This window comes from Azospirillum largimobile, assembly GCF_977007025.2.
Genome location: NZ_CDRMUA020000001.1, coordinates 2,440,355 through 2,460,187 on the forward strand (window position 1 = coordinate 2,440,355; position 19,833 = coordinate 2,460,187).

Sequence of the window (19,833 nt, forward strand, 5' to 3'; positions counted from 1 at the left end):
CCGCTGCGGCGATCAGCGCTTCACGCCGCAGGCCTCGTTGATCGCATCATAGGCCTGCCCGACGCCGGCCAGGCTGTAGGTGTCGGTGGTCTTGGTGCCGCGGCCGGACACGCCCTTCACCACCATCTGCTTGCCGTCGCGGAGTGCCGCCGTCACCGCGCGGTCGCTCTCGGCATCGCGGGCCCAGGCGGTCTCGCCGTCGGTGAACAGCTTGAACTCCTTGCCGTCGACCGAAACCTCGGCTTCGGCGCCCTTCTTGAACGGATAGCCGACGATGATGCTGACGACGTCCAGGGTCTTTTCCGACGGGCGGTGGGTGACCAGCGCATAGATGTCGCCGCGCTTTGCCTTCGGCTCCGTCTTCTTGGGCTGGCTGGAGATGTAGCAGACCTTCTGCCCCTTCTCCTCGAACGCGAAGGCGTTCCAGTCCTTGAAGGTGCCGAGATGGCGCGGGTCGGCGGCGGCGGCCGGCGCGGCAGTCAGGCCGGCGGCAAGAAGCGCGGAGAGGACAGAACCGGCAAAGGCGGCCCCGGCAAATCGGCGGACGGCGTTGGGAAGCAACATCGGTCTTGCGTCTGCTCGTTGTTGGTCCGTGGGGTGCGGGCGGACACTACCCCAAACGGACAGACCATTCCAAGACCGGCAGGCCCGAACCGGCCCGTTTCTCACAGCCGGCAGTGCACGCCGCGTGACATTTCGACACGCTTGAGGACAATGAGCGGTCACAAACTTGCCGCTGGCGTAACCTGAGGTTCGCGCTATACCTGCGCCCGGCATGAACGCGACGGGGACTGGCATGGCCAAGCTACTGGTGGTGGATGACGATCCAGTCACGCGCAACCTGATCCGCGCGATCCTGACCCGCGATGGTCATGAACTGACCCTGTGCGCCAGCGCCCCGGAAGCCATCGGCATCCTCTATGTGGAGAAGTTCGACCTCGTCCTGACCGACATCATCATGCCGGACCATGACGGGTTCGAGGTGATACAGGCCGCGCGCACCCTGCGTCCGGAGATGCCGGTCGTCATCCTGTCGGCAATCGAGGACAAGGTCCCCTCCGAGTTGGCCGCCGCCGCCTTCGCCAAGCTGGGCGTGACGCGCGTCATCTCCAAGCCGGTCAACCCGACCCTTCTCGCGTCGGAGGTGGTGGCCGCCATCGTTGCGGGGTGAGGGCGCGGGCCGACGTCTCCGGCTGACAGTTCCGGCTGACATTTCGGATCGGGCGGTACGGCACGGCGCCACGGGCGTGGTTACATCGTCGCAGGCATGGATATCGCCGGCCGACCTTTCGTCATCGGTTGAATGAATGGTCGTATGGGATTACTTTGGCGAACGCGCAGCACGCACGCGCAACCGCTGAGAATGCCATGCTCCACGACGATGCACGGCCGGAGATGGCCGGTCCGGTCGCCAAACCGCCCTTCAAGGTCCTGGTCGTCGATCCCGACCCGTCGCTGCTGGCGACGTCCCGGTCGGCGCTGGACGGGCTGTCCATCGAAGGCGCCGGCATCGCGCTGGTGGGCGCCGCCTCCGCCGCCGAGGCGCGCAACGCGCTGCAGCAGCATCCCGACACCGCCCTGATCCTGCTGGAGATCGCGCTGGAAAGCGAACGGGCCGGGCTGGATCTGGTGACCCACCTGCGCCGGGAGCTCGGCAACCAGCGCACCCGCATCCTGGTCTGTGCCGGCAATCCCGGGATGACGGCGGAGGATGAGGCGATCGCCGCCAACGACGTCGGCGACTGGCGCGTGAAGGCGGAGCTGACGCCGCGAGCGCTCCGTGCCGCCGTGGCCGGACAGTTGCGCACCTTCGCCAGCCTCCAGGCGCTGGCCGCCGGGCGCAAGGGGCTGGCCCGCATGCTGGTCGCCACCACCGGCCTGCTGGAGATGCGCACGCCCGACGTGCTGTTCCCCAACATCCTGCCGCGCGTGGTCGGGCTGCTCGGCATCGGCCACCATGCGCTTCTGTGCATCCAGGGCGACACGCTGCCGCGCGACCGCAAGATCCGCGTGCGGGCCTCCACCGGCCGTTTCGCGAAGTGGAAGGACGTGGAGGTATCGGCCCTCGGCGAGCCGCGGGTGGAGGCGGCGCTGGAACGGCTGTCTCCCAGCAGCGAAACCATCATCGAGCCGGATTTCTGCGCGCTGCGCCTGCGCGCCAACGGCGGCATCACCGGCATGATCTATGTCGAGGGCCGCAACGACGGCACCGCCCGCGAATGGCAGCTGCTGGAGCTGTTCCGCAACAAATGCTCCATCGCCTTCGAGAACGCCCTGCTGATCGAGGAGCTGAACACCTCGCAGAAGGCCACCGTCCTGGCGATGGGGGCGCTCGCCGAATACAAGGACAACGCCGCCAGCGGCCACCTGCAGCGCATCGAGAGGCTGGTGGGGTCCATCGCCCGCGAGCTGCACCAGCGTGGCAAGTTCGGTGACGAGCTGGACGCCGATTTCGTCGAGAAGGTCGGGCTGGCCGCCTTGCTGCACGACGTCGGCATGCTGAGCGTGTCGGACGAGACGCTGGGGATGCCCGGCGAGCTGACCGGCATCGACATGCAGATGATCCAGCGCCACACCGAGATCGGCCACCGCATCCTGGCCGAGGCGGCGGTGCCCCTGCGCGGGCGGTCGCTGCTGTCGATCGCGGCGGAGATCGCGCGCTACCACCATGAACGCTATGACGGGTCGGGCTATCTGGAAGGGCTGAAGGGCAACGCCATCCCGATCGGCGCCCGCATCATGGCGGTGGCCGACGTGTTCGACGCGCTGATCACCAGCCGCCAGTACCGCGGCGCCTGGCCGGTGGAGGACGCGATCTCCTGGATCGTCGAGCGGGCCGGGCGCGACTTCGACCCCGACGTGGTCGACGCCTTCGTCCACGTCATCCGCCGCTTCCAGACCGACGATCCCGGCTGGTTCCCCAAGGCCGGCGGCGGCCACGGCATGCTGGGCGGCACCATCGGCCGCAAGCTGCGCGCCCTCTTCGGCCGCCGGGCGGAGGCGATGTAGACGCACCTGGCGAGGGCGGAGCATTTTTGGCGGGATCTTCACGCCCGACGGCATCCACGCCACTCCCCGCCCGCCGCCTCACCCGCTATCCTCATGACGAATCCCATACCGGAGACGACGCCATGCTGGACCTGCGCCCCAACTGCGAATGCTGCGACCGCGACCTGCCGCCGACGGCTGAGAACGCCTACATCTGTTCCTTCGAATGCACCTTCTGCGCGGATTGCCGTGCCCGGCTGCCGGGGCAGCGCTGTCCGAACTGCGGGGGCGAGCTGGTGCGGCGGCCGATCCGTCCGGTGGCGAAGCTGGCGGCCAACCCGCCTTCGGCCACCCGCATCGTGAAGCCGGACGGCTGCGCCTCTCTGTTCTGAATCCCCGAATTGCCGGCGCTGTCGCTGGCGTTCGCCGCGCAAATCGGCCAGACTGTGCCATCGCTCCCGGGGAACCGCCCCGTGCAGAGCGCAGGGACCGTCACCGCATGCTTACGCTCTACAGCTTTCCCACGCCCAACGGACGCAAGGCCTCCATCCTGCTGGAGGAGTTGGGGCTGACCTACGCCGTCCACCGCGTCGATCTGGCCGCCGGCGAGAACAAGCGGCCGGATTTCCTGGCGATCAGCCCGATCACCAAGATCCCCGCCCTGGTGGAGGAGTTGCCGGGCGGCCGGGTGCGGCGCCTGTTCGGCTCCGGCGCCATCCTGCTGCATTTCGCCGAGCGCACCGGCCGCCTGTTGCCCGAGGACGAGGACGAGCGGGCGGAGGCGATGAGCTGGTTCATGCTGGGCGTCAGCGACCTCGGCCCCACCGCCATCGACATGCAGCGCTTCGCAGCCCGCGCGCCCGACCGCATCCCCCACGCCATCGACCTGTACAAGGGCGAGCTGATGCGCTGCTATTCGGCGCTGGAGGACCGGCTGGGCGTCGCCGAGCATCTGGGCGGCACCACCTACTCCATCGCCGACATCGCCTGCTTCCCCTTCATCGCCGCCGCGGCGGTGGCGGGCGGCGGTCTGCTCGACCGCTTCCCGAACCTGAAACGCTGGCACGACGCCATGGCCGGCCGGCCGGCGGTGCGACGCGGTATGGCCGTTCCCGAGATGGCCGCTCCCGGCTAGCCGGACCGTTTCCGTCACGATTTTTTGCACCACCTTCCCAGAACGGCATCCGGCCGTTCCAACCAGTGTTAGAGACATGCCGATCAACAACCGCATCGCCGCTTTCCAGGACGACATGACCGCGTGGCGGCGCGACATCCACGCCCACCCGGAACTCGGGTTCGAGGAGGAGCGCACCTCCGACATCGTCGCTGCGAAGCTGGCGGAGTTCGGCATCACGGTGCATCGCGGCCTGGGCGGAACCGGCGTGGTCGGCACGCTGAAGGGGCTGGGCACCGGCAGCGGCCGGACCATCGGCCTGCGCGCCGACATGGACGCGCTGCCGATGCCGGAGGCCAACGACTTCGACCATGCCTCGCGCCATGCCGGCAAGATGCACGCCTGCGGCCATGACGGCCACACCGCCATGCTGCTGGGCGCCGCCCGCTATCTGGCGGAGACGCGCAACTTCGACGGCACCGTCCATTTCATCTTCCAGCCGGCCGAGGAAGGGCTGGGCGGTGCGAAGCGGATGATCGACGACGGCCTGTTCCGGCAGTTCGACTGCGAGCAGGTCTATGGCCTGCACAACTGGCCGGAGCTGCCGGCCGGCCAGATCGCCGTCCATCCCGGCCCGGTGATGGCGGCCGCCAACCAGTTCGAAATCCATGTGACCGGCCACGGCGCCCACGCCGCCATGCCCCACCGCGGCATCGACCCGGTGCTGGTGTCGGCCCACATCATCACCGCGGCGCAGAGCCTGGTCAGCCGCGGCACCAACCCGGCCGACAGCGCCGTGGTGTCGATCACGGTGGTGGAGGCGGGGACCGCGGCCAACGTCATCCCCGACGGCGCGCGGATGCTCGGCACCATGCGCACCTTCACGGAAGAGAACCACCGCCGCATCCAGGAACAGTTCGCCCGCCTCGTCTCCAGCATCGCCGAGGGGCTGGGCGCCAAGGCAGAGCTGCGCTTCCGCCCCGGCTATCCCGCCACGGTGAACAGCGAGCCGGAGGCGCGCGTCGCGGCGGCGGCGGCGGCCAAGGTGGTGGGCGATGAGAATGTGGTCTGGGCGCCCGCCCCGACCATGGCGGCGGAAGACTTCGGCTATATGCTGAAGGAGCGGCCGGGCGCCTATATCTGGCTCGGCCATGGCGGCCACAGCGGCCCGTCCTGCCGCCTGCACAACCCGCATTACGATTTCAACGACGCGATCCTGACCACCGGCGCCAGCTATTGGGCCTCGCTGGTCGAGACGATCCTGCCGCGGAGCGCCTGACCGTCCCATGAAGCTGCCGTCCCGTCTCCGCCTGATCCCGCTGGTTTTCGCTCCCACCTTGCTGCTGGCCGGCTGCCAGACCGGTACCGACCGCGCCGAGGGCAACCTGTTGCCGGCCCAGGCGGAGGCCGGCACCGTCTGGCAGGGCAACCACAGCAGCGCCGCCGAGCGCGCCTATGTCGTCGCCCACGACGGCGCCGAGTGGACGGCGCTGTGGGCGCGGGTCGGCGAACCGGCCCCGACCTCCCTGCCCGGCGGCCGGATGGCGGTGGCGGTGTTCCTGGGACCCCGCGACACGGCGGGCTACGGCGTCACCATCGACAGCGTGCAGCAGAAGGGCGCCGATCTGGTCGTCGCCTACCGCGAGACGGTTCCCGGCCCGGCCCAGGCGGTGGCGCAGAGCCGCACCAGCCCCTACGCCATCCGCCTGCTGCCCAGCGCGGCGGGAACGCCGAAGTTCGTCCGGGGGAAGTGAGGGCCGGGTGACGTTAGACCCCCACCCTAACCCTCCCCCGCTGGGCGGGGGAGGATAGGTGGGGGTCTAACTCCGACGCCTCAAACCACCCCTCACCGCGGCATCTGCCACGGCAGCTCCCCGCCCACCAGCTTGCCCGCCTCTTCCGGCGGCAGCGGGCGGGCGAAGTGGTAGCCCTGGCCGTAGTCGCAGGCCAGCGCCCGCAGCAGATTGGCGTCGGCGCTGGTCTCGATGCCCTCGGCGATGACGTCGAAGCCCAGAAGACGCGCCAAATCCATGATGATGCGGACGATGGCGCGGTTTTCCTCCGACTGGTGCATGGCCGAGACGAAGGAGCGGTCGACCTTCAGGCTGTCGATGGGCAGCTTGTGCAGGTAGGACAGCGACGAATAGCCGGTGCCGAAATCGTCGATCGACAGCTTGATGCCCAGTGCCCGCAGGTCGCGCAGCAGGCGGATCGACTGCTCGGCCTTGTCCATGACGGCGCTTTCCGTCAGCTCCAGCTTGATCCAGGACGGCTCCACCCCGGTCTCGCGCAGGACCTCGCGCACGACCTGGACGAAGTTGGGGTCGGACAGCTGGTGGGTGGACAGGTTGACGCTCATGAACAGCGGGGCGGAGCCCGGTTCGCGCCGGTCCTGCCAGTCGGCGATCTGCAGGCAGGCCTGCCGCAGCACCCAGGTGCCGAGCGACACGACAAGGCCGGTGCTCTCGGCGATGGGGATGAAGATGCCGGGCGGGATGTTGCCGCGTTCCGGGTGGTTCCAGCGCATCAGCGCCTCGAACCCGGCCAGCCCGCCGGTCACCATCTCCACGATCGGCTGGTAGGCGACCCACAGGTCGTTGCCGCTGGCCAGCGCGCCGCGCAGGTCATGCTCCAGCCGCACCTGCTCGACCACATGGGAATGCATCGCCGGATCGAACCAGGCCTGCCGGCCGCCGCCCTGCTCGCGGGCGCGGGCGGTGGCGATCTCGGCGTCGCGCAGCACATCCTCCGGCCGCTCGTGGCCGGGCTGGGCCTCCACCACGCCGATGCTGGCCGACAGGAACACCGTGCCGCCGGAACTGGAGCGGGCGGACCGCACCACCGCCGCCAATTCGTCGATGGCGGCCTCCAGCGCCGGCCGGTCGCAGGTTCCGCCGGCCAGCAGCGCGAAGGCATGGTCGCTGACCCGCGCGATCAGGTCGAAGGCGGCGGCCTGCGCCCCCATCCGCTGCGCCAGATCGTCCAGCAGCTCGTTGGCGAAGCCCTGGCCCATGCTGCTGCGGATTTCGGCGAAGCGGTCGATGTCCAGGATGACCAGCGTGAACGGCTCGCCCATGTTGCGGTAGTCCGCCATGTGCTTCAGCAGCATCAGGCGGTTGGCCAGCCCGGTCACGGGATCGTAATAGGCGAGGCGGAACAGGTCGTCCTGCACCTGCCGGCGCTCGGTCATGTCCTGCAGGATGACGAAATAGCCGGTGATGGCGCCGTCGTCCGTGCGGTGGGGGGCATGCAGCCGCGTCACATAGCGCTGCTGCCCGTCGGCCTGGGTGATCCACCCCTCGGTCTGCACCGTCTCGCCCGACAGCGCGCGTTCGGCCAGCGCCACGGTGCTGCGCTGCAGTTCCGGCCCCAGATGCTCGCCGATGGTGGTGCCGACCGCCTTGTCCAGGCTGGTCCCCATCATCTCCAGATACGCGCGGTTTGCGTAGATGTGCCGCCGATGCGGGTCCATCAACGCCACCTTCACGGTCATGGCGTCGAGAATCTGACGCAGGGCGTCAAGCCCCGGCGCACCGGAGGCGGCACCCGACAGAGCGTCGGCCAGCGCGGAGATTCGGGGATCTGGACTCATGGCGAGGTTAGAGCGGGGTACTCATCAGGAAATCGATACCCAACACTTACGCGAAGTGTCACCCGCCCGTCAAAACCAAAGGCACCCGTTTGCAGCAGAGCTTGGAGGTTTCTACAGCCGGTGCGACGAAGACACAGCCGCATATTATAGTATTCACTCAAGTTGGGGTTGCAGATTGAATCGAACCACAATCCCGGCTTTTTGTTTCGTTCGGCGCATTCGTTCGGGGCAGATGAATATATGGTCTGCGCTCCTTGCCACATTCCTTGCGGCCTGGGATTGTATCCTTGCACAGCCATCCGCTCCGAAGTCGTTTGTGTGCAGTGCAGGAACGCGAACAGGGCATGGCTGTGCTCTGTAAAGGAAAGACATCGGCGACCGTCGGCGGCCTTATACTGCCAAGGCAAGTGGGGCCAACGCGTGCGGGCCACCGCAAGTGAGGTTACCCCGCCCGGCACCGCCCCGCCCGTGCATCGCCCCTGCTTCGATTGGCGATGGCGGCAACGATCACAATCAATGGGCAGGAATTACGCCATGGCTCTCAAGGACATTCTGGTGGTCGTCGACGATACGCCCGCGTCCGCAGCGCGTCTCGACCTCGCGGCCCAGCTCGCGGCCCGGTGCGATGCGCATCTGACCGCGCTCTACGCCTTCACCGACGTCGTGTTCCCCGGCTATATCGAATCCCAGTTTCCGCAGGAATTGCGTGAGAGCCGCCGCCAGTCGCGAAACGACCAGACGGCCCAGATGGCTGCGGCCTTCAACGATGCCATGCGCCACCATGGCCTGACCGATCGTTCGGAATGGCTGGTTCAGGAAGGCGACCCGACCATCGCCGCCGCGGTGCGCGGCCGTTACGCCGATCTGGTGGTGGTCGGCCAGCCGGCTCCGGACCGGGACCGCGACCAGCCGGTCGCGCAGCCGGCCGACCTCCTGTTCGAATGCGGCCGGCCGCTTCTGGTCGTGCCCTATGCCGGACGCTTCTCCTCCATCGGCGAACGGATTCTGGTCGGCTGGAACGGCAGCCGCGAGGCCGCACGCGCCATCGGCGACGCCATGCCCCTGCTGTCCACCGCCAAGCGAGTCGTGGTGATGGCCGCCAATCCGAAGCGCGGCCCGAACGGCCTCGGCGATGAGCCCTGCGCCGACATCGCCCGCCACCTGTCCCGCCACGGCTGCCGCGTGGAGGCCACCCACGTCGCCACCGACGTGGTGGAACCCGGCGACACCGTGCTGAACATGGCCGCCGACGAAAGCTGCGACTTGCTGGTGATGGGCGCCTATGGCCGCTCCCGCTTCCGCGAACTGGTGCTGGGCGGCATGACCCGCTTCATGCTGCAGCACATGACGGTTCCGGTGCTGATGAGCCATTGAGGGGATGTGGGGGTAGGCTTCGGGTGCCCCCTCCCCGACCCTCTCCCGCGGAACGCGGGAGAGGGTCGGGGAGGGGGCAATAGAACCTCTCCGCGACCGTGGGGTTAAGCGACCACCCCCTTCCCCGAGTCCCTCCGCAACCACCGCGAGTCGCCCCTCGGCACCCGTGGGGAAAAGCGACCGCTCCCCGTTTTCCACCCCGTTCCCCGTGGGGCAAAGCGGCGGATTCGTGGGGAAAAGCGGCGCGACTCGGGCTTTCCCCATGGGGATAAGCGGCGACTCAACTAATAAGTCTAACAACTAACCGTCGATTAGCCCGGTCGCCTAACCCCACATTGACTCCACCGCCCGCCGCTCACCAGGATGCCACAACATCTGGGCGGGGCGGCGATGGGCGACATACACAGGCTAGTGATCGAACATGGACGGGACAAGGCGCGCGCCCTGGTCCGGCCCGAGGATCGGACGCTGGTGGACATCGCCGCCGACATCCTGGCGGACGAGAACCAGCATCTCGGCATCACCTACAGCGGCTTCTGCCTGACCAGCCTGCCGCACAAGAAGCTGGCCGACGACGCCCCCTGGGAAAAGCGCGGCCATCAGGTGACGCTGCTGGTCGAACCGGGCCGGCTGAAGGTGAACGGCAAGGTGAAGCTGTTCGGCGTGCCCTATGGCGCGCGGGCGCGGATGATCCTGATCTATCTGCAGACCCAGGCGGTGCGCACCGGCCGGCGCGAGGTGGAGCTCGGCCGTTCCATGCGCGACTGGCTGACCCGCATGGGCATCAGCGTCGGCGGCGAGACCTTCCGCGGCTTCCGCGAGCAGTCGCTGCGCATCTCCGCCTGCACCCTGAAATTCTTCTGGGACGGCGAGAACGCCGACGTGTTCGAGAAGGGCGGCATCGTCAAGCGCGGCCTGATCTTCCACGACGATCTCGGCGACGACCGCCAGGGCACGCTGTGGAACGACGTGGTCCAACTGGACGAGACCTTCTTCCAGGCCCTGCGCGACCACCCGGTCCCACTGCTGGAAGAGGCGGTGCGGCAGTTGAAGGACCGCTCGCTCAGCCTCGACCTCTATGTCTGGCTGGCGTACCGGCTGCATTCGCTGAGCCGGCCGCAGCCGATCTCCTGGCCGTCGCTCTATGCCCAGTTCGGCGCCGGCTACGACCAGATGAAGCATTTCAAGCCGCGCTTCGTGCAGGCCCTGCAATATGCGCTGGCCGCCTATCCGGATGCGAAGGTGGAGCCTGCCGACGACGGCGTCGTCCTCCACCCCAGCCGCCCGCCCATCGCCCGCCTGCTGGCGTAAGGGCGTGGGGTTAAGCGACCGCGTGTTGGCAGGTGCTTGCTGCGGTTGCCCCCTCCCCAACCCTCCCCCACCCTCGGCCGGCCGAAGGCCGGTCCGATCGTGGGAGAGGGGACTGCCGCCGCCCTCCCGCAAGGCACCCTCTCCCACGATCGGACCGGCCTTCGGCCGGCCGAGGGTGGGGGAGGGTTAGGGAGGGGGCATCGTCTCCCCCCACAGCAAACACCTCCCGGTCGCTTCCCCCCACACCCCAAAGCGCTCCAAATCCATTGACCCACGTCATTGGGCCACCCTCCCCATCCCCTTAAGATCGCCGCCAGTTCCCGAATCGAAGAGGCCCTGCCTTGGACGCCCTGTCGCTGCTGGATGCCGGACTGAACCAGTGCGCCGTGGTCATCGACCGCGACGGCGGGCTGCTGCTGGCCCTGCTGACCGCCGGGCTGGTCGGCGGCACCACCCATTGCACCGGCATGTGCGGGCCCTTCGTGCTGGCCCAGGTCTCGGCGCGGCTGGAGCGGGTGCCGCTGTCGGCGATGTCGGAGTTCCGGCGCCTGACCGGGGCGGCCGTGCTGCCCTACCATGCCGGCCGGGCGACGGCCTATGCGCTGATCGGCGCCCTGTCGGCCTCGGTCGCCGGCCATATCGGGGCGCTGCCCGGCCTGCGCTGGCTGTCGGTGGCGCTCCTGGCGCTGGCGGCGCTGTTCTTCCTCGGCTACGCCGCGCGCAGCGTGCTGTCCTGGTTGCCGAAAGCGCCGTCGCTCGGCAAAGGCCGGCTGCAGAGCTGGTGGGGGAACCGGGTGTCCGGTCTTGCCCGGCCGCTGTTCGGCAACCCGACCGGCTGGCGCGGCTACGGGCTGGGGGTGGCGCTGGGCTTCATTCCCTGCGGGATGCTCTATGGCGCCGTCGCGGTCGCGGCGGCGAGCGGCAGCGCCCTGACCGGTGCGCTCGGGATGGCCGCCTTCGCGCTCGGCACGGTGCCGAGCCTGCTGGCGGTGGGGCTGGCCGGCCATGTCGCCGGCCGCACCTGGCGCACCGCCGTCGCCCGCGTCGCCCCGGCGATCATGCTGGTGAACGCCGGGGTGCTGGGCTGGATGGCCTGGAAGCTGGTTGCATAAACCAGCCCCTCACCCCCCTTACCAGGTTCAGTGGATACCGCCGCCCTTCAGCGCGTCGCCCAACGGCATCTGTCCGCTGCCGGGCTTCAGGGGCTGCTGCTGGCTTTCGTGCGGCGACCAGCCGGCGAGATAGAGCACCTCGAAGGTCACCGGGATCCGCCCGTCCGGTTCGGCATAGAGCTGGGCATAGCGCTGCGCCGCGTCGAACAGCATGCCGCGCGTGGCCGGAACCTTGCGCCGCGCCAGCACCGCGTTGGTCTCGCCCATGCCGCGCAGTTCGCGCATCAGGGCGAAGGCGTCGGAATAGGTGACGGTGATGACGTCGCTGTCGACCACCGGCAAGGCAAAGCCGGCACGTTGCAGCAACCCGCCGGCATCCTTGATCTCGGCGAAGGGCGACACGCGGGGGGAGACGCCGCCGGCCACCTCCATCTCCGCCTCGTACAGGCAGCGGCGCAGTTCGGCCAGCGTCTGGCCGCCCAGCATCGAGGCGCAGAAGAAGCCGTCGGGCTTCAGCGCCTGCCTGATCTGCACCAGGGCGCCCGGCAGGTCGTTGACCCAGTGCAGGCTGAGATTGCTGACCACGAGGTCGAAGCTGCCGGGGGCGAAGGGCAGGAACTCCTCGTCGGCGGCGATTGCGGCAGCGACGGTGGGGTTGCCCGGACCGCCGGCGGCGCGGGCGAAGTCCGGCGACAGGTCGCAGGCGACCAGCCGTTCGATCCCCTTGCGGCCTCTCAGGATCCGGCCCATCGCCCCGTCGTGGCAACCGACGTCCAGCGCCTGCGGGAAGGGACGGATCACGTCCTCCAGCCGGTCGGCCAGCCGGTCGGCGATCTCCTCGAACAGGAAGGAGTGGTCGGAGAATTCGGCGACGGCGCGGTCGCGGCGGCGGCGGACCAGCGCGCGGTCGAAGACGGTCATGCTGTCGGGGCTTGTCATGGCCGCACTATACCCCAGCCCGGCGGCGCCACAACCGTGCTACACTCGATGCCCGGCCATATTATCAGCACCACCACCTCCGATCGGCCAAGCCCGATCGGACTTCCAACCGGACAGGCATCAGCATGGGCATCGATGAGGCCATCGCCGTCAGCTACGAAGCGCTGATGGTCATCCTGAAGATCTCGCTGCCGCCGCTGGGCATCACTGCCCTGCTGTCGGCGGTGATCATGCTGTTCCAGAGCGCCACCCAGATCAACGAGCCCTCGCTGCAACAGGATTCGAAGTTCTTCGCCACGCTGTTGATCCTGTTCGTCACCGGGCCGGCGATCTATCTGGCGTTGCGCGACTACACCGGCGTGATCTTCGAACGCATCGCCATGCTGCAGTGACGGGACCGGGCGGATGCAGACACCTGCCCACCTTGCCGGATTGGGCCGCGCCGCCGCCGGTGCGGCCGCCAGACTGTTGGACGCACTGCTGCCGCCGCGCTGCCTCAGCTGCGGCGAGGCGGTGGACCGGCAGGGGGGACTGTGCGCACGCTGCTGGACCGGCCTGACCTTCATCGCCCCGCCGCTGTGCGCCTGCTGCGGCCTGCCCTTCGAGTATGAGGCGCAGGAGGGCGCCCTGTGCGGCGCCTGCGTGGCCGCCCATCCCCCCTTCGCCCGCGCCCGCGCCGTGCTGGTCTATGACGACGGCAGCCGGCCGCTGGTTCTGGGCTTCAAGCATGGCGACCGCATCCATGCCGCCAAGGCCTACGGCGTCTGGCTGGCCCGCGCCGGGCGTGATCTTCTGGAGGACGCCGACCGGCTGGTGCCGGTGCCGCTGCACCGCGGCCGGCTGTTCCACCGCCGCTACAACCAGGCCGCCCTGCTGGCGCAGGCGCTGTCGCGGCACAGCGGCGTGCCGGTCATCCCCGACCTGCTGGAGCGGCACCGCGCCACCCCGACCCAGGGCGGGCTGGACCGCCAGGGGCGCCACCGCAACGTCAAGGGCGCCTTCCGCCTGCGGCCGGGCCCCTCGGTCCAAGGGCTGGTGGCGGGGCAGCGGCTGGTTCTGGTCGACGACGTGCTGACCACCGGGGCGACGCTGGCGGAATGCACGCGGGTCCTGCTGCGCGCCGGGGCGGCCCGGGTGGACGTGCTGACGCTGGCCCGCGTGGTGCACCGCTGACGCTTGAAAAGGGCCGGATCCGGCGATGCTGACCGGCGTTGCGCGCGGGCTGCAACGTCTGGCGCCTCTCGTGGGTTGACCTTATAGTTTCCCCACGTCCAAAAGGAGCCCAGTGGCATGGCCGACGTCGTCATCTACACCACGCCCTTCTGCCCCTACTGCATGCGGGCCAAGAGCCTGCTCGACGGCAAGGGCGTGAAATACGAGGAAATCGACCTCTACGCCCAGCCGGGCCGCCGCAGCGAGATGATCGAGCGGTCGGAGGGCCGGACCACCGTCCCGCAGATCTTCATCGACGGGAAGCCCTATGGCGGCAGCGACGACATCCACGCGCTGGACCGCGCCGGCAAGCTCGATCCGCTGCTCGGCATCGCCGCATGAACAGTGTCCTGAAGGCCGCCTGCGTCCAGGTGAATGCGGGCACGGAGCTTGAGCCGAACCTGCGGGCGGCGGGCGACCTCGTCCGCCGCGCCCGCGACGCCGGGGCGGCCTTCATCGCGTTGCCGGAGAATGTCGGCTGGATCGTCCAGGGCCGCGACAAGACCATGCAGCGCGTCCGGACCGAGGCGGAGCATCCCGGCATCCCCTTCTTCGCCGATCTGGCGCGGGAGACCGGGGCCTGGATCCTGGGCGGCACCCTGCATGTGCTGCTGGAGGACGGGCGCGCCGCCAACCGCAGCTACCTGTTCGACGCCGACGGGCGGATCGTCGCCTCCTACGACAAGATCCACATGTTCGACGTCACGCTGAAGAACGGCGAATCCTATCGCGAATCGGCCAGCTTCCGGCCGGGCGAGCGGGCGGTGGTCGCGTCCAGCCCGTGGGGCGGCATCGGCATGACCGTCTGCTACGACGTGCGCTTCGCCTATCTGTACCGGGCGCTGGCCCAGGCCGGGGCATCCATCCTGACCGTGCCGGCCGCCTTCACCGTGCCGACCGGCCGCGCCCACTGGCACACGCTTCTGCGCGCCCGCGCCATCGAGACCGGCTGTTTCGTGGTTGCCCCGGCCCAGACCGGCAGCCACGACCAGGGCCGCCAGACCTACGGCCATTCCCTGCTGATCGCGCCGTGGGGCGAGGTGCTGGCCGACGCCGGCACCGATGTCGGCTTCATCACCGCCGACCTCGACCTGGACCGCGTGGCGGAGGCCCGCGGCATGGTCCCGTCGCTGACCCACGACCGTAGCTTCGAGGTGGAGCGGGTGGGGTTCTGAGGCGTCGGTTCCGATCCCTCAGCGCCCCTCCTCGGTCAGCCGCAGCCACGCCATGGCCACGGCCAGCGCGGTGCCGAGAGCGCCCTCGGGGCGGACCGGCAGGTCGAGATCGCGGATCATGCTGTCCAGCCGAAGGTCGACCGCATGCTTCACCGCGTTGCGGATCTTGCGGTCGTAATAGAGGCCCGACACCTCCACCCGCTCCTGCGACATCGGGCGTCCAGTCAGCCGTTCCGCCATGGCGACGGAGAAGTCCAGGTAATAGCCGACCAGCGGCCGGTCGCCGATGAAGGCGTGCAGCCGGTCGCCAGCCTCCCCCAGCCCGCTGTCGCTGCCGGGATGGAGCAGCAGGGCGCTGCCGGTCAGGATGCGCGGCCCCCGGATGCGGATGGCGGCGAAGGCCAGCGGCCTTGCGGCCTCCGGATCGAAGCTGGTCGCCTCGCAATGGATCGCCACGCGTTCGCGCCTGTCGCCGTGGCGGTCGATGTCGGTATGAGCGGACTGGACCATCGCGGCCTCAGTGGTTCAGGCGGAAATGGTGGGCGATCAGCTCCTTGAAGCTTTTCACCAGGGCCAGGCAGTCCTTGAACTGGTCGTGGTCGAGCTTGCCCAGCCGGTCGGGGTAGACGAGGTTGTCGATCGCCAGCTCCGCCCCCTCCTCCGATCCGGGCTCGGGAAGATCGACGCGCGCCTTCAGCCGGATGGTCGACAGGATGGTGAAGGCCTCCACCAGATCGCCGGCCATCTTGCGGTCCAGCGCGCCAAGCTCGGCCAGCACCTGGATGCGCTCCGCCGTGTTGGTTTCCGCCCGGTGCTTTTCCAGGGCCAGCGCCCGCACGCCATGGACGATGGGAAAGATGCCGGCTTTCTTGATGTCCACCGGCTCCCCCCGCCGCCGGTCGAACAGGGTGGCGAACAGGCCGCTCGGCGTGTCGAAGGACAGGGTCGGGCGGGCGAACTGGGTGAAGAACATCTGGTTGTCCTGCAGCCGGCCCAGCAGATAGTCCTTCGCGTCGGCAAGCAGCGTGGCGTCGCCGGCCACCGGGGCGGCGTCGTAGAAGATGGCGAGGTTCATCTGCGCCGCCTCGTCCGGGCGGTGGATCCAACTGAAGATCGCATCCTTGTAGCCGGCCAGCGGCCGCGTCCACTCCGGGTTGGACAGCATGATGTTGCCGGGACAGGGAGGATAGCCGAACTCCACCAGATGGCGGGTGAACTCGGCGGCGATGCGGGGCAGATCGGGGCAGTCGAAGCCGTCGCGCAGGATCAGGCCGTTGTCCTGGTCGGTCTTCAGCAGCTGCTCGCCGCGCCCCTCGCTGCCCATCACGATCAGGCAGCTGTTCGCCAGCAGTTCCGGCGGGGCCAGCAGTTCGAACAGCTTGCGGAAGATGCGGCGGTTCAGCTCCGTCACCAGATCGGCGATGAAGGACACCTTCACCCCGGTGGCGTGCAGGGTGCGGATCAGCTCGACGATGGAGCGGCTGGCCCGGCGCAGATCGTCGGGCGCGGTCGCATGCTCCACCTGCACGCCGATCACCTGGGAATGGTTGGACAGGACCGCCAGCAGGTCGCTTTGCCCCAGCAGCCCGGCGATGGCCCCGTTCTCCGTCACCACGACGCGGCGCACCGCATGCTTGGTCATCAGCACCAGCGCGTTGAACAGCAGGTCGTCGCGGTCCAGCGTCAGCAGGCCGTAGCGGGCGAGCGGCCCGACCGGGTCGGTCACCGGACGGCCGTCCAGCACCACCAGATCGCGCAGGTCGGTGCCGGTCAGGATGCCGACTGCATCGTCCGCCCCGCGCACCAGGACGCTGCTGGCGCGGTTCTGCCTCATCGCCTCGGCCGCCTCGCGCAGGCTGGCGGCGGCATCTACGAACAGCGGCGGGTGGAGGTAGGCCTGCCGGATGCGGGCCATGGTCAGCGCCGCCATCTCGCGGTTGGAGCGCTCGGCCGCCAGATCGCGCATGCGCTGGGCGAAATCGCCGAGGATGGCGGTGCCGAAGGCAGGATTGTCGGCGGCCAGCGCCTCCAGCGCCGCGCGCGGGATCAGGTGGCAGACGCACTCCTCGACCGCGACGAAGCGGCGGGCGCTGGTGCCGTCCCCTCCCATCGAGCCATACAGCGCCTGCAGGCCGAAGCGGTCGCCCGGCCCGTGGACCGCCGCCACATCGCCGCCGCGGCGTTCCTGCACGGTCCCGCGCAGGACGACGAACAGCGAGTCGGTCGGCTCCTCCCGGCAGAGGATCACGGCCTCGCGCGGATAGAGCGCGATGTCCAGCGCCCCGGCCAGCGCCGCGCGCTGATCCGCCGTCAGCAGATCGAAGGGGTGCCGGCCGAAATCGAAGTCCGGGGAGGCGGTCGGCGTCGCGTGCTGCACGGGCGGGCTCCGTCACAGGAGGGCGGGGCATAAAAAAGCGCCCCCGGATCGGATCCGGAGGCGCTTTTCAGGATACACCCGCCGGGCGTGATGCCGGAAGCGGGTGCGACATTTGGCGGCGTGGTTCGCTCACCGCACGGGCTGGAGCTTTTCCCGGAGGGGAAGGGATGCCTCCCCCGGAGGGGGAAGGGATGCGGTGCGAGACGCGATCCCTTCCGTTCTTCTTCTTGGCGCTCTGCCCGTTTTCCTCGTTCGGCAGGTTGCCTTAGTGGGCGGAGGCACCCTCGGCACCCAGGCCGGTCTGCGACCGGATGTACTGGGCTTCGAAGTCCTTGCGCTCCTTCTGGGCCTGCGCGCTGTTGTCGGTGATCGAGAAGAACCAGATGCCGACGAAGGCGATGACGATCGAGAACAGGCCGGGGTTGTCGTAGGGGAAGAGCGCGGCCGGGTTGCCCAGAACCGCCTTCCACACCGTCGGACCCAGGACCAGCATCGTGACCGCCGAAACCAGGCCCAGGGTGCCGCCGATGACGGCGCCGCGGGTGGTCATCTTGTTCCAGAACATCGACATCAGCAGGATCGGGAAGTTGGCCGAAGCGGCGATGACGAAGGCGAGACCGACCATGAAGGCGACGTTCTGGTTCTCGAAGGCGATGCCCAGGACGATCGACAGGATGCCGATGACGACCGTGGTGATCTTCGAGACGCGGATTTCGTCGGCCTCGTTCACACGGCCCTTGGCGAAGACCGAGGCGTAGAGGTCATGGGAGACCGCAGAGGCGCCGGCCAGCGTCAGACCCGCGACCACCGCCAGGATGGTGGCGAAGGCAACCGCCGAGATGAAGCCGTAGAACAGGTCGCCGCCTACCGCATGGGCGGTGTGGATGGCCGCCATGTTGGTGCCGCCGATGACGTTGGCGATCACCGCCTTGGCGCCGGCCGCCGGGGCCGCGGTCAGGAAGGGATAGGCACCGGTGGCGTCGGGGGCCAGGATCATCAGGATGGCGCCGAAGCCGATGATGAAGGTCAGGATGTAGAAGTAGCCGATGAAGCCGGTGGCGTAGAAGACCGACTTGCGGGCTTCCTTGGCGTCGGCGACGGTGAAGAAGCGCATCAGGATGTGCGGCAGGCCGGCGGTGCCGAACATCAGCGCCATGCCCAGCGAGATCGCGGAGACGGGGTCGCTGATCAGCGCGCCCGGCGACATGATCGCCAGACCCTTCGGATGGATGTCGACGGCGGCCTTGAACATCGCCTCGGGGCTGAAGCTGAACTTCGCCAGGATCATGAAGGCCATGAAGGAGGCGCCGGACAGCAGCATCACCGCCTTGATGATCTGCACCCAGGTGGTCGCCAGCATGCCGCCGAAGGTCACGTAACCGATCATCAGCACGCCGACGATGATGACGGCGACCAGATAGTCGAGGCCGAACAGCAGCTGGATCAGCTTGCCCGCACCCACCATCTGGGCGATCAGGTAGAAGGTGACCGTCGCCAGCGAGCCGCAGGCCGACAGGGTGCGGATCGGCGTCTGCTGGAAGCGGTAGGAGGCGACGTCGGCGAAGGTGTACTTGCCGAGGTTGCGCAGCCGTTCCGCGATCAGGAACAGGATGATCGGCCAGCCGACCAGCCAGCCCACCGAGAAGATCAGGCCGTCGAAGCCGTTGGCGTACACCAGGCCGGCGATGCCCAGGAAGGACGCGGCCGACATGTAGTCGCCGGCGATGGCCAGACCGTTCTGGAAGCCGGTGATGCCGCCGCCGGCGGCGTAGAAGTCCTTGGCCGACTTCGTCCGGCGGGCCGCCCAGAAGGTGATGCCCAGCGTCAGGAGGACGAAGATCAGGAACATGATGATGGCGGACCAGTTCGTCGCCTGCTTGGTCACCGGGCCTTCGACGGCGGCGGCGTAAGCGGAGGCGGGAACCAGCGCGCCCGCCATGGCGGCCAGGGCGGCGGCCGGGGCGGCGATGCGGGTGGTGGCGGCGCGGATCACTTCGATTCCTCCAGGATCTGGCGGTTCAGCTCGTCGAATTCGCCGTTCGCCCGGTAGACATAGATGCCGGTCAGGATGAAGGCGGACACGATGGTGAAGACGCCGACCGGAATGCCCCAGGTCGTGACGCCGGAGCCGATCGGCGTGCCCAGGAACGATTTCCCGAACGCCACCAAAAGAATGAAACCGAAATAGATGACCAGCATGGCAATCGACAAAGTCCAGGCGAAGGCGGACCGTTTGGCCACCAGCTCCTGGAACTTTGGATTGTTCAGGATCCGTGTTGCATTTGGAGTCATGTGCGTCCCCTCATCGAGTGCCGGCGATTGTTCGACGGTCTTTAAGACACTCGGGCATTTTCCGTCCGGGCGATCGCGTCCGGGCTTGTCCCCGTAATTCGTACGCCCTTGACCTGCCCAATTGTTTGATACAGATCATTGTTGGGCGCACCCCCTACCTTGGTCGATGGGATGGCGCGCCGGCCGGGGACGATCCCCCGGAAATCCGCGGAAATCCAAGCCCGGGCAGGGCTGCAGCGGCATATGAGAAAGGCGCGCCGGTTTCCCGGCGCGCCTTACAAACAGTCAGCTTTTCAAATGGTTTCGTTCGGAATCAGTGCCGGCGCGGCAACAGGCGCGGCGGCCGC

General features: G+C 68.6%; 20 protein-coding genes. 13 read left to right on the forward strand and 7 right to left on the reverse strand.

Features of this window, described 5'->3' with window-relative positions; translation table 11 throughout:
• Window positions 1-12 precede the first annotated feature (12 nt).
• Window positions 13-564, reverse strand: coding sequence for an invasion associated locus B family protein (locus ACWPKK_RS11565; protein WP_452003967.1), 552 nt, complete (start codon window positions 562-564; stop codon window positions 13-15).
• A 232-nt stretch (window positions 565-796) separates the two neighbouring features.
• Between ACWPKK_RS11565 and ACWPKK_RS11570 the strand changes: the two genes are divergently transcribed.
• From ACWPKK_RS11570 to ACWPKK_RS11595, 6 genes are all read left to right on the forward strand, one after another.
• A complete protein-coding gene (locus ACWPKK_RS11570) occupies window positions 797-1,171 on the forward strand; it encodes a response regulator (protein ID WP_452003970.1) in 375 nt (124 codons plus the stop codon).
• Between the two features lie 197 nt (window positions 1,172-1,368).
• Entirely contained in the window at window positions 1,369-3,009 is a 1,641-nt protein-coding gene (locus ACWPKK_RS11575) for an HD domain-containing phosphohydrolase (RefSeq protein WP_452003973.1), read from the forward strand.
• Window positions 3,010-3,131: 122 nt separating this feature from the next.
• Window positions 3,132-3,380, forward strand: coding sequence for a DUF1272 domain-containing protein (locus ACWPKK_RS11580; protein ID WP_452003976.1), 249 nt, complete (start codon window positions 3,132-3,134; stop codon window positions 3,378-3,380).
• A 107-nt stretch (window positions 3,381-3,487) separates the two neighbouring features.
• A complete protein-coding gene (locus tag ACWPKK_RS11585; RefSeq protein ID WP_452003978.1) occupies window positions 3,488-4,123 on the forward strand; it encodes a glutathione S-transferase family protein in 636 nt (211 codons plus the stop codon).
• A gap of 76 nt (window positions 4,124-4,199) precedes the next feature.
• Entirely contained in the window at window positions 4,200-5,381 is a 1,182-nt protein-coding gene (locus ACWPKK_RS11590) for a M20 aminoacylase family protein (protein WP_452003980.1), read from the forward strand.
• Window positions 5,382-5,388: 7 nt separating this feature from the next.
• A complete protein-coding gene (locus ACWPKK_RS11595; RefSeq protein ID WP_452003983.1) occupies window positions 5,389-5,856 on the forward strand; it encodes a protease complex subunit PrcB family protein in 468 nt (155 codons plus the stop codon).
• A 92-nt stretch (window positions 5,857-5,948) separates the two neighbouring features.
• Here ACWPKK_RS11595 and ACWPKK_RS11600 read toward each other — a convergent pair whose 3' ends face one another.
• Window positions 5,949-7,694, reverse strand: a complete 1,746-nt coding sequence (locus tag ACWPKK_RS11600) for a putative bifunctional diguanylate cyclase/phosphodiesterase (protein ID WP_452003986.1) — start codon at window positions 7,692-7,694, stop codon at window positions 5,949-5,951.
• Window positions 7,695-8,228: 534 nt separating this feature from the next.
• Between ACWPKK_RS11600 and ACWPKK_RS11605 the strand changes: the two genes are divergently transcribed.
• The 3 genes from ACWPKK_RS11605 (at window position 8,229) to ACWPKK_RS11615 (ending at window position 11,491) form a co-directional block, all read left to right on the forward strand.
• The gene (locus tag ACWPKK_RS11605; RefSeq protein WP_452003989.1) at window positions 8,229-9,068 is read left to right on the forward strand and encodes a universal stress protein; all 840 of its coding nucleotides are present in this window, start codon (window positions 8,229-8,231) and stop codon (window positions 9,066-9,068) included.
• Between the two features lie 390 nt (window positions 9,069-9,458).
• Window positions 9,459-10,379 (forward strand): replication protein RepA, encoded by a 921-nt coding sequence (locus ACWPKK_RS11610; protein WP_063635493.1) that lies wholly within the window; start codon window positions 9,459-9,461, stop codon window positions 10,377-10,379.
• 341 nt (window positions 10,380-10,720) lie between these two features.
• Window positions 10,721-11,491, forward strand: coding sequence for a sulfite exporter TauE/SafE family protein (locus ACWPKK_RS11615; RefSeq protein WP_452003992.1), 771 nt, complete (start codon window positions 10,721-10,723; stop codon window positions 11,489-11,491).
• Window positions 11,492-11,518: 27 nt separating this feature from the next.
• Here ACWPKK_RS11615 and ACWPKK_RS11620 read toward each other — a convergent pair whose 3' ends face one another.
• Complete coding sequence (locus tag ACWPKK_RS11620; protein WP_452003994.1) at window positions 11,519-12,430, reverse strand: methyltransferase domain-containing protein; 912 nt, start codon at window positions 12,428-12,430, stop codon at window positions 11,519-11,521.
• A gap of 125 nt (window positions 12,431-12,555) precedes the next feature.
• Between ACWPKK_RS11620 and ACWPKK_RS11625 the strand changes: the two genes are divergently transcribed.
• From ACWPKK_RS11625 to ACWPKK_RS11640, 4 genes are all read left to right on the forward strand, one after another.
• Window positions 12,556-12,822, forward strand: a complete 267-nt coding sequence (locus ACWPKK_RS11625) for a flagellar biosynthetic protein FliQ (RefSeq protein WP_452003997.1) — start codon at window positions 12,556-12,558, stop codon at window positions 12,820-12,822.
• Between the two features lie 13 nt (window positions 12,823-12,835).
• Window positions 12,836-13,603 (forward strand): ComF family protein, encoded by a 768-nt coding sequence (locus ACWPKK_RS11630; RefSeq protein ID WP_452004000.1) that lies wholly within the window; start codon window positions 12,836-12,838, stop codon window positions 13,601-13,603.
• A gap of 117 nt (window positions 13,604-13,720) precedes the next feature.
• Window positions 13,721-13,984, forward strand: a complete 264-nt coding sequence (gene grxC / locus ACWPKK_RS11635) for a glutaredoxin 3 (RefSeq protein WP_109152413.1) — start codon at window positions 13,721-13,723, stop codon at window positions 13,982-13,984.
• The gene (locus tag ACWPKK_RS11640; RefSeq protein WP_452004002.1) at window positions 13,981-14,817 is read left to right on the forward strand and encodes a carbon-nitrogen hydrolase family protein; all 837 of its coding nucleotides are present in this window, start codon (window positions 13,981-13,983) and stop codon (window positions 14,815-14,817) included. Before grxC ends, ACWPKK_RS11640 begins: the two co-directional genes overlap by 4 nt.
• Window positions 14,818-14,835: 18 nt before the next feature.
• Here ACWPKK_RS11640 and ACWPKK_RS11645 read toward each other — a convergent pair whose 3' ends face one another.
• From ACWPKK_RS11645 to ACWPKK_RS11660, 4 genes are all read right to left on the reverse strand, one after another.
• Complete coding sequence (locus tag ACWPKK_RS11645; protein ID WP_452004004.1) at window positions 14,836-15,327, reverse strand: DNA polymerase III; 492 nt, start codon at window positions 15,325-15,327, stop codon at window positions 14,836-14,838.
• A 7-nt stretch (window positions 15,328-15,334) separates the two neighbouring features.
• Entirely contained in the window at window positions 15,335-17,194 is a 1,860-nt protein-coding gene (locus ACWPKK_RS11650; RefSeq protein ID WP_452004006.1) for a DUF294 nucleotidyltransferase-like domain-containing protein, read from the reverse strand.
• 265 nt (window positions 17,195-17,459) lie between these two features.
• A complete protein-coding gene (locus ACWPKK_RS11655; protein ID WP_452004772.1) occupies window positions 17,460-19,133 on the reverse strand; it encodes a cation acetate symporter in 1,674 nt (557 codons plus the stop codon).
• Window positions 19,134-19,183: 50 nt separating this feature from the next.
• Window positions 19,184-19,486 (reverse strand): DUF485 domain-containing protein, encoded by a 303-nt coding sequence (locus tag ACWPKK_RS11660; RefSeq protein WP_014249004.1) that lies wholly within the window; start codon window positions 19,484-19,486, stop codon window positions 19,184-19,186.
• Window positions 19,487-19,833 lie beyond the last annotated feature (347 nt).

Bases quoted from the DNA above. Each gene is read 5' to 3' on its own strand.
- ACWPKK_RS11645 (WP_452004004.1), bottom strand. From the start codon at position 15,327: ATGGTCCAGTCCGCTCATACCGACATCGACCGCCACGGCGACAGGCGC.
- ACWPKK_RS11575 (WP_452003973.1), top strand. From the start codon at position 1,369: ATGCTCCACGACGATGCACGGCCGGAGATGGCCGGTCCGGTCGCCAAA.
- ACWPKK_RS11605 (WP_452003989.1), top strand. From the start codon at position 8,229: ATGGCTCTCAAGGACATTCTGGTGGTCGTCGACGATACGCCCGCGTCC.
- ACWPKK_RS11620 (WP_452003994.1), bottom strand. From the start codon at position 12,430: ATGACAAGCCCCGACAGCATGACCGTCTTCGACCGCGCGCTGGTCCGC.
- ACWPKK_RS11585 (WP_452003978.1), top strand. From the start codon at position 3,488: ATGCTTACGCTCTACAGCTTTCCCACGCCCAACGGACGCAAGGCCTCC.
- ACWPKK_RS11660 (WP_014249004.1), bottom strand. From the start codon at position 19,486: ATGACTCCAAATGCAACACGGATCCTGAACAATCCAAAGTTCCAGGAG.
- ACWPKK_RS11655 (WP_452004772.1), bottom strand. From the start codon at position 19,133: ATGGCGGGCGCGCTGGTTCCCGCCTCCGCTTACGCCGCCGCCGTCGAA.
- ACWPKK_RS11595 (WP_452003983.1), top strand. From the start codon at position 5,389: ATGAAGCTGCCGTCCCGTCTCCGCCTGATCCCGCTGGTTTTCGCTCCC.
- ACWPKK_RS11570 (WP_452003970.1), top strand. From the start codon at position 797: ATGGCCAAGCTACTGGTGGTGGATGACGATCCAGTCACGCGCAACCTG.
- ACWPKK_RS11600 (WP_452003986.1), bottom strand. From the start codon at position 7,694: ATGAGTCCAGATCCCCGAATCTCCGCGCTGGCCGACGCTCTGTCGGGT.
- ACWPKK_RS11640 (WP_452004002.1), top strand. From the start codon at position 13,981: ATGAACAGTGTCCTGAAGGCCGCCTGCGTCCAGGTGAATGCGGGCACG.
- ACWPKK_RS11610 (WP_063635493.1), top strand. From the start codon at position 9,459: ATGGGCGACATACACAGGCTAGTGATCGAACATGGACGGGACAAGGCG.
- grxC (WP_109152413.1), top strand. From the start codon at position 13,721: ATGGCCGACGTCGTCATCTACACCACGCCCTTCTGCCCCTACTGCATG.
- ACWPKK_RS11580 (WP_452003976.1), top strand. From the start codon at position 3,132: ATGCTGGACCTGCGCCCCAACTGCGAATGCTGCGACCGCGACCTGCCG.
- ACWPKK_RS11590 (WP_452003980.1), top strand. From the start codon at position 4,200: ATGCCGATCAACAACCGCATCGCCGCTTTCCAGGACGACATGACCGCG.
- ACWPKK_RS11565 (WP_452003967.1), bottom strand. From the start codon at position 564: ATGTTGCTTCCCAACGCCGTCCGCCGATTTGCCGGGGCCGCCTTTGCC.
- ACWPKK_RS11630 (WP_452004000.1), top strand. From the start codon at position 12,836: ATGCAGACACCTGCCCACCTTGCCGGATTGGGCCGCGCCGCCGCCGGT.
- ACWPKK_RS11625 (WP_452003997.1), top strand. From the start codon at position 12,556: ATGGGCATCGATGAGGCCATCGCCGTCAGCTACGAAGCGCTGATGGTC.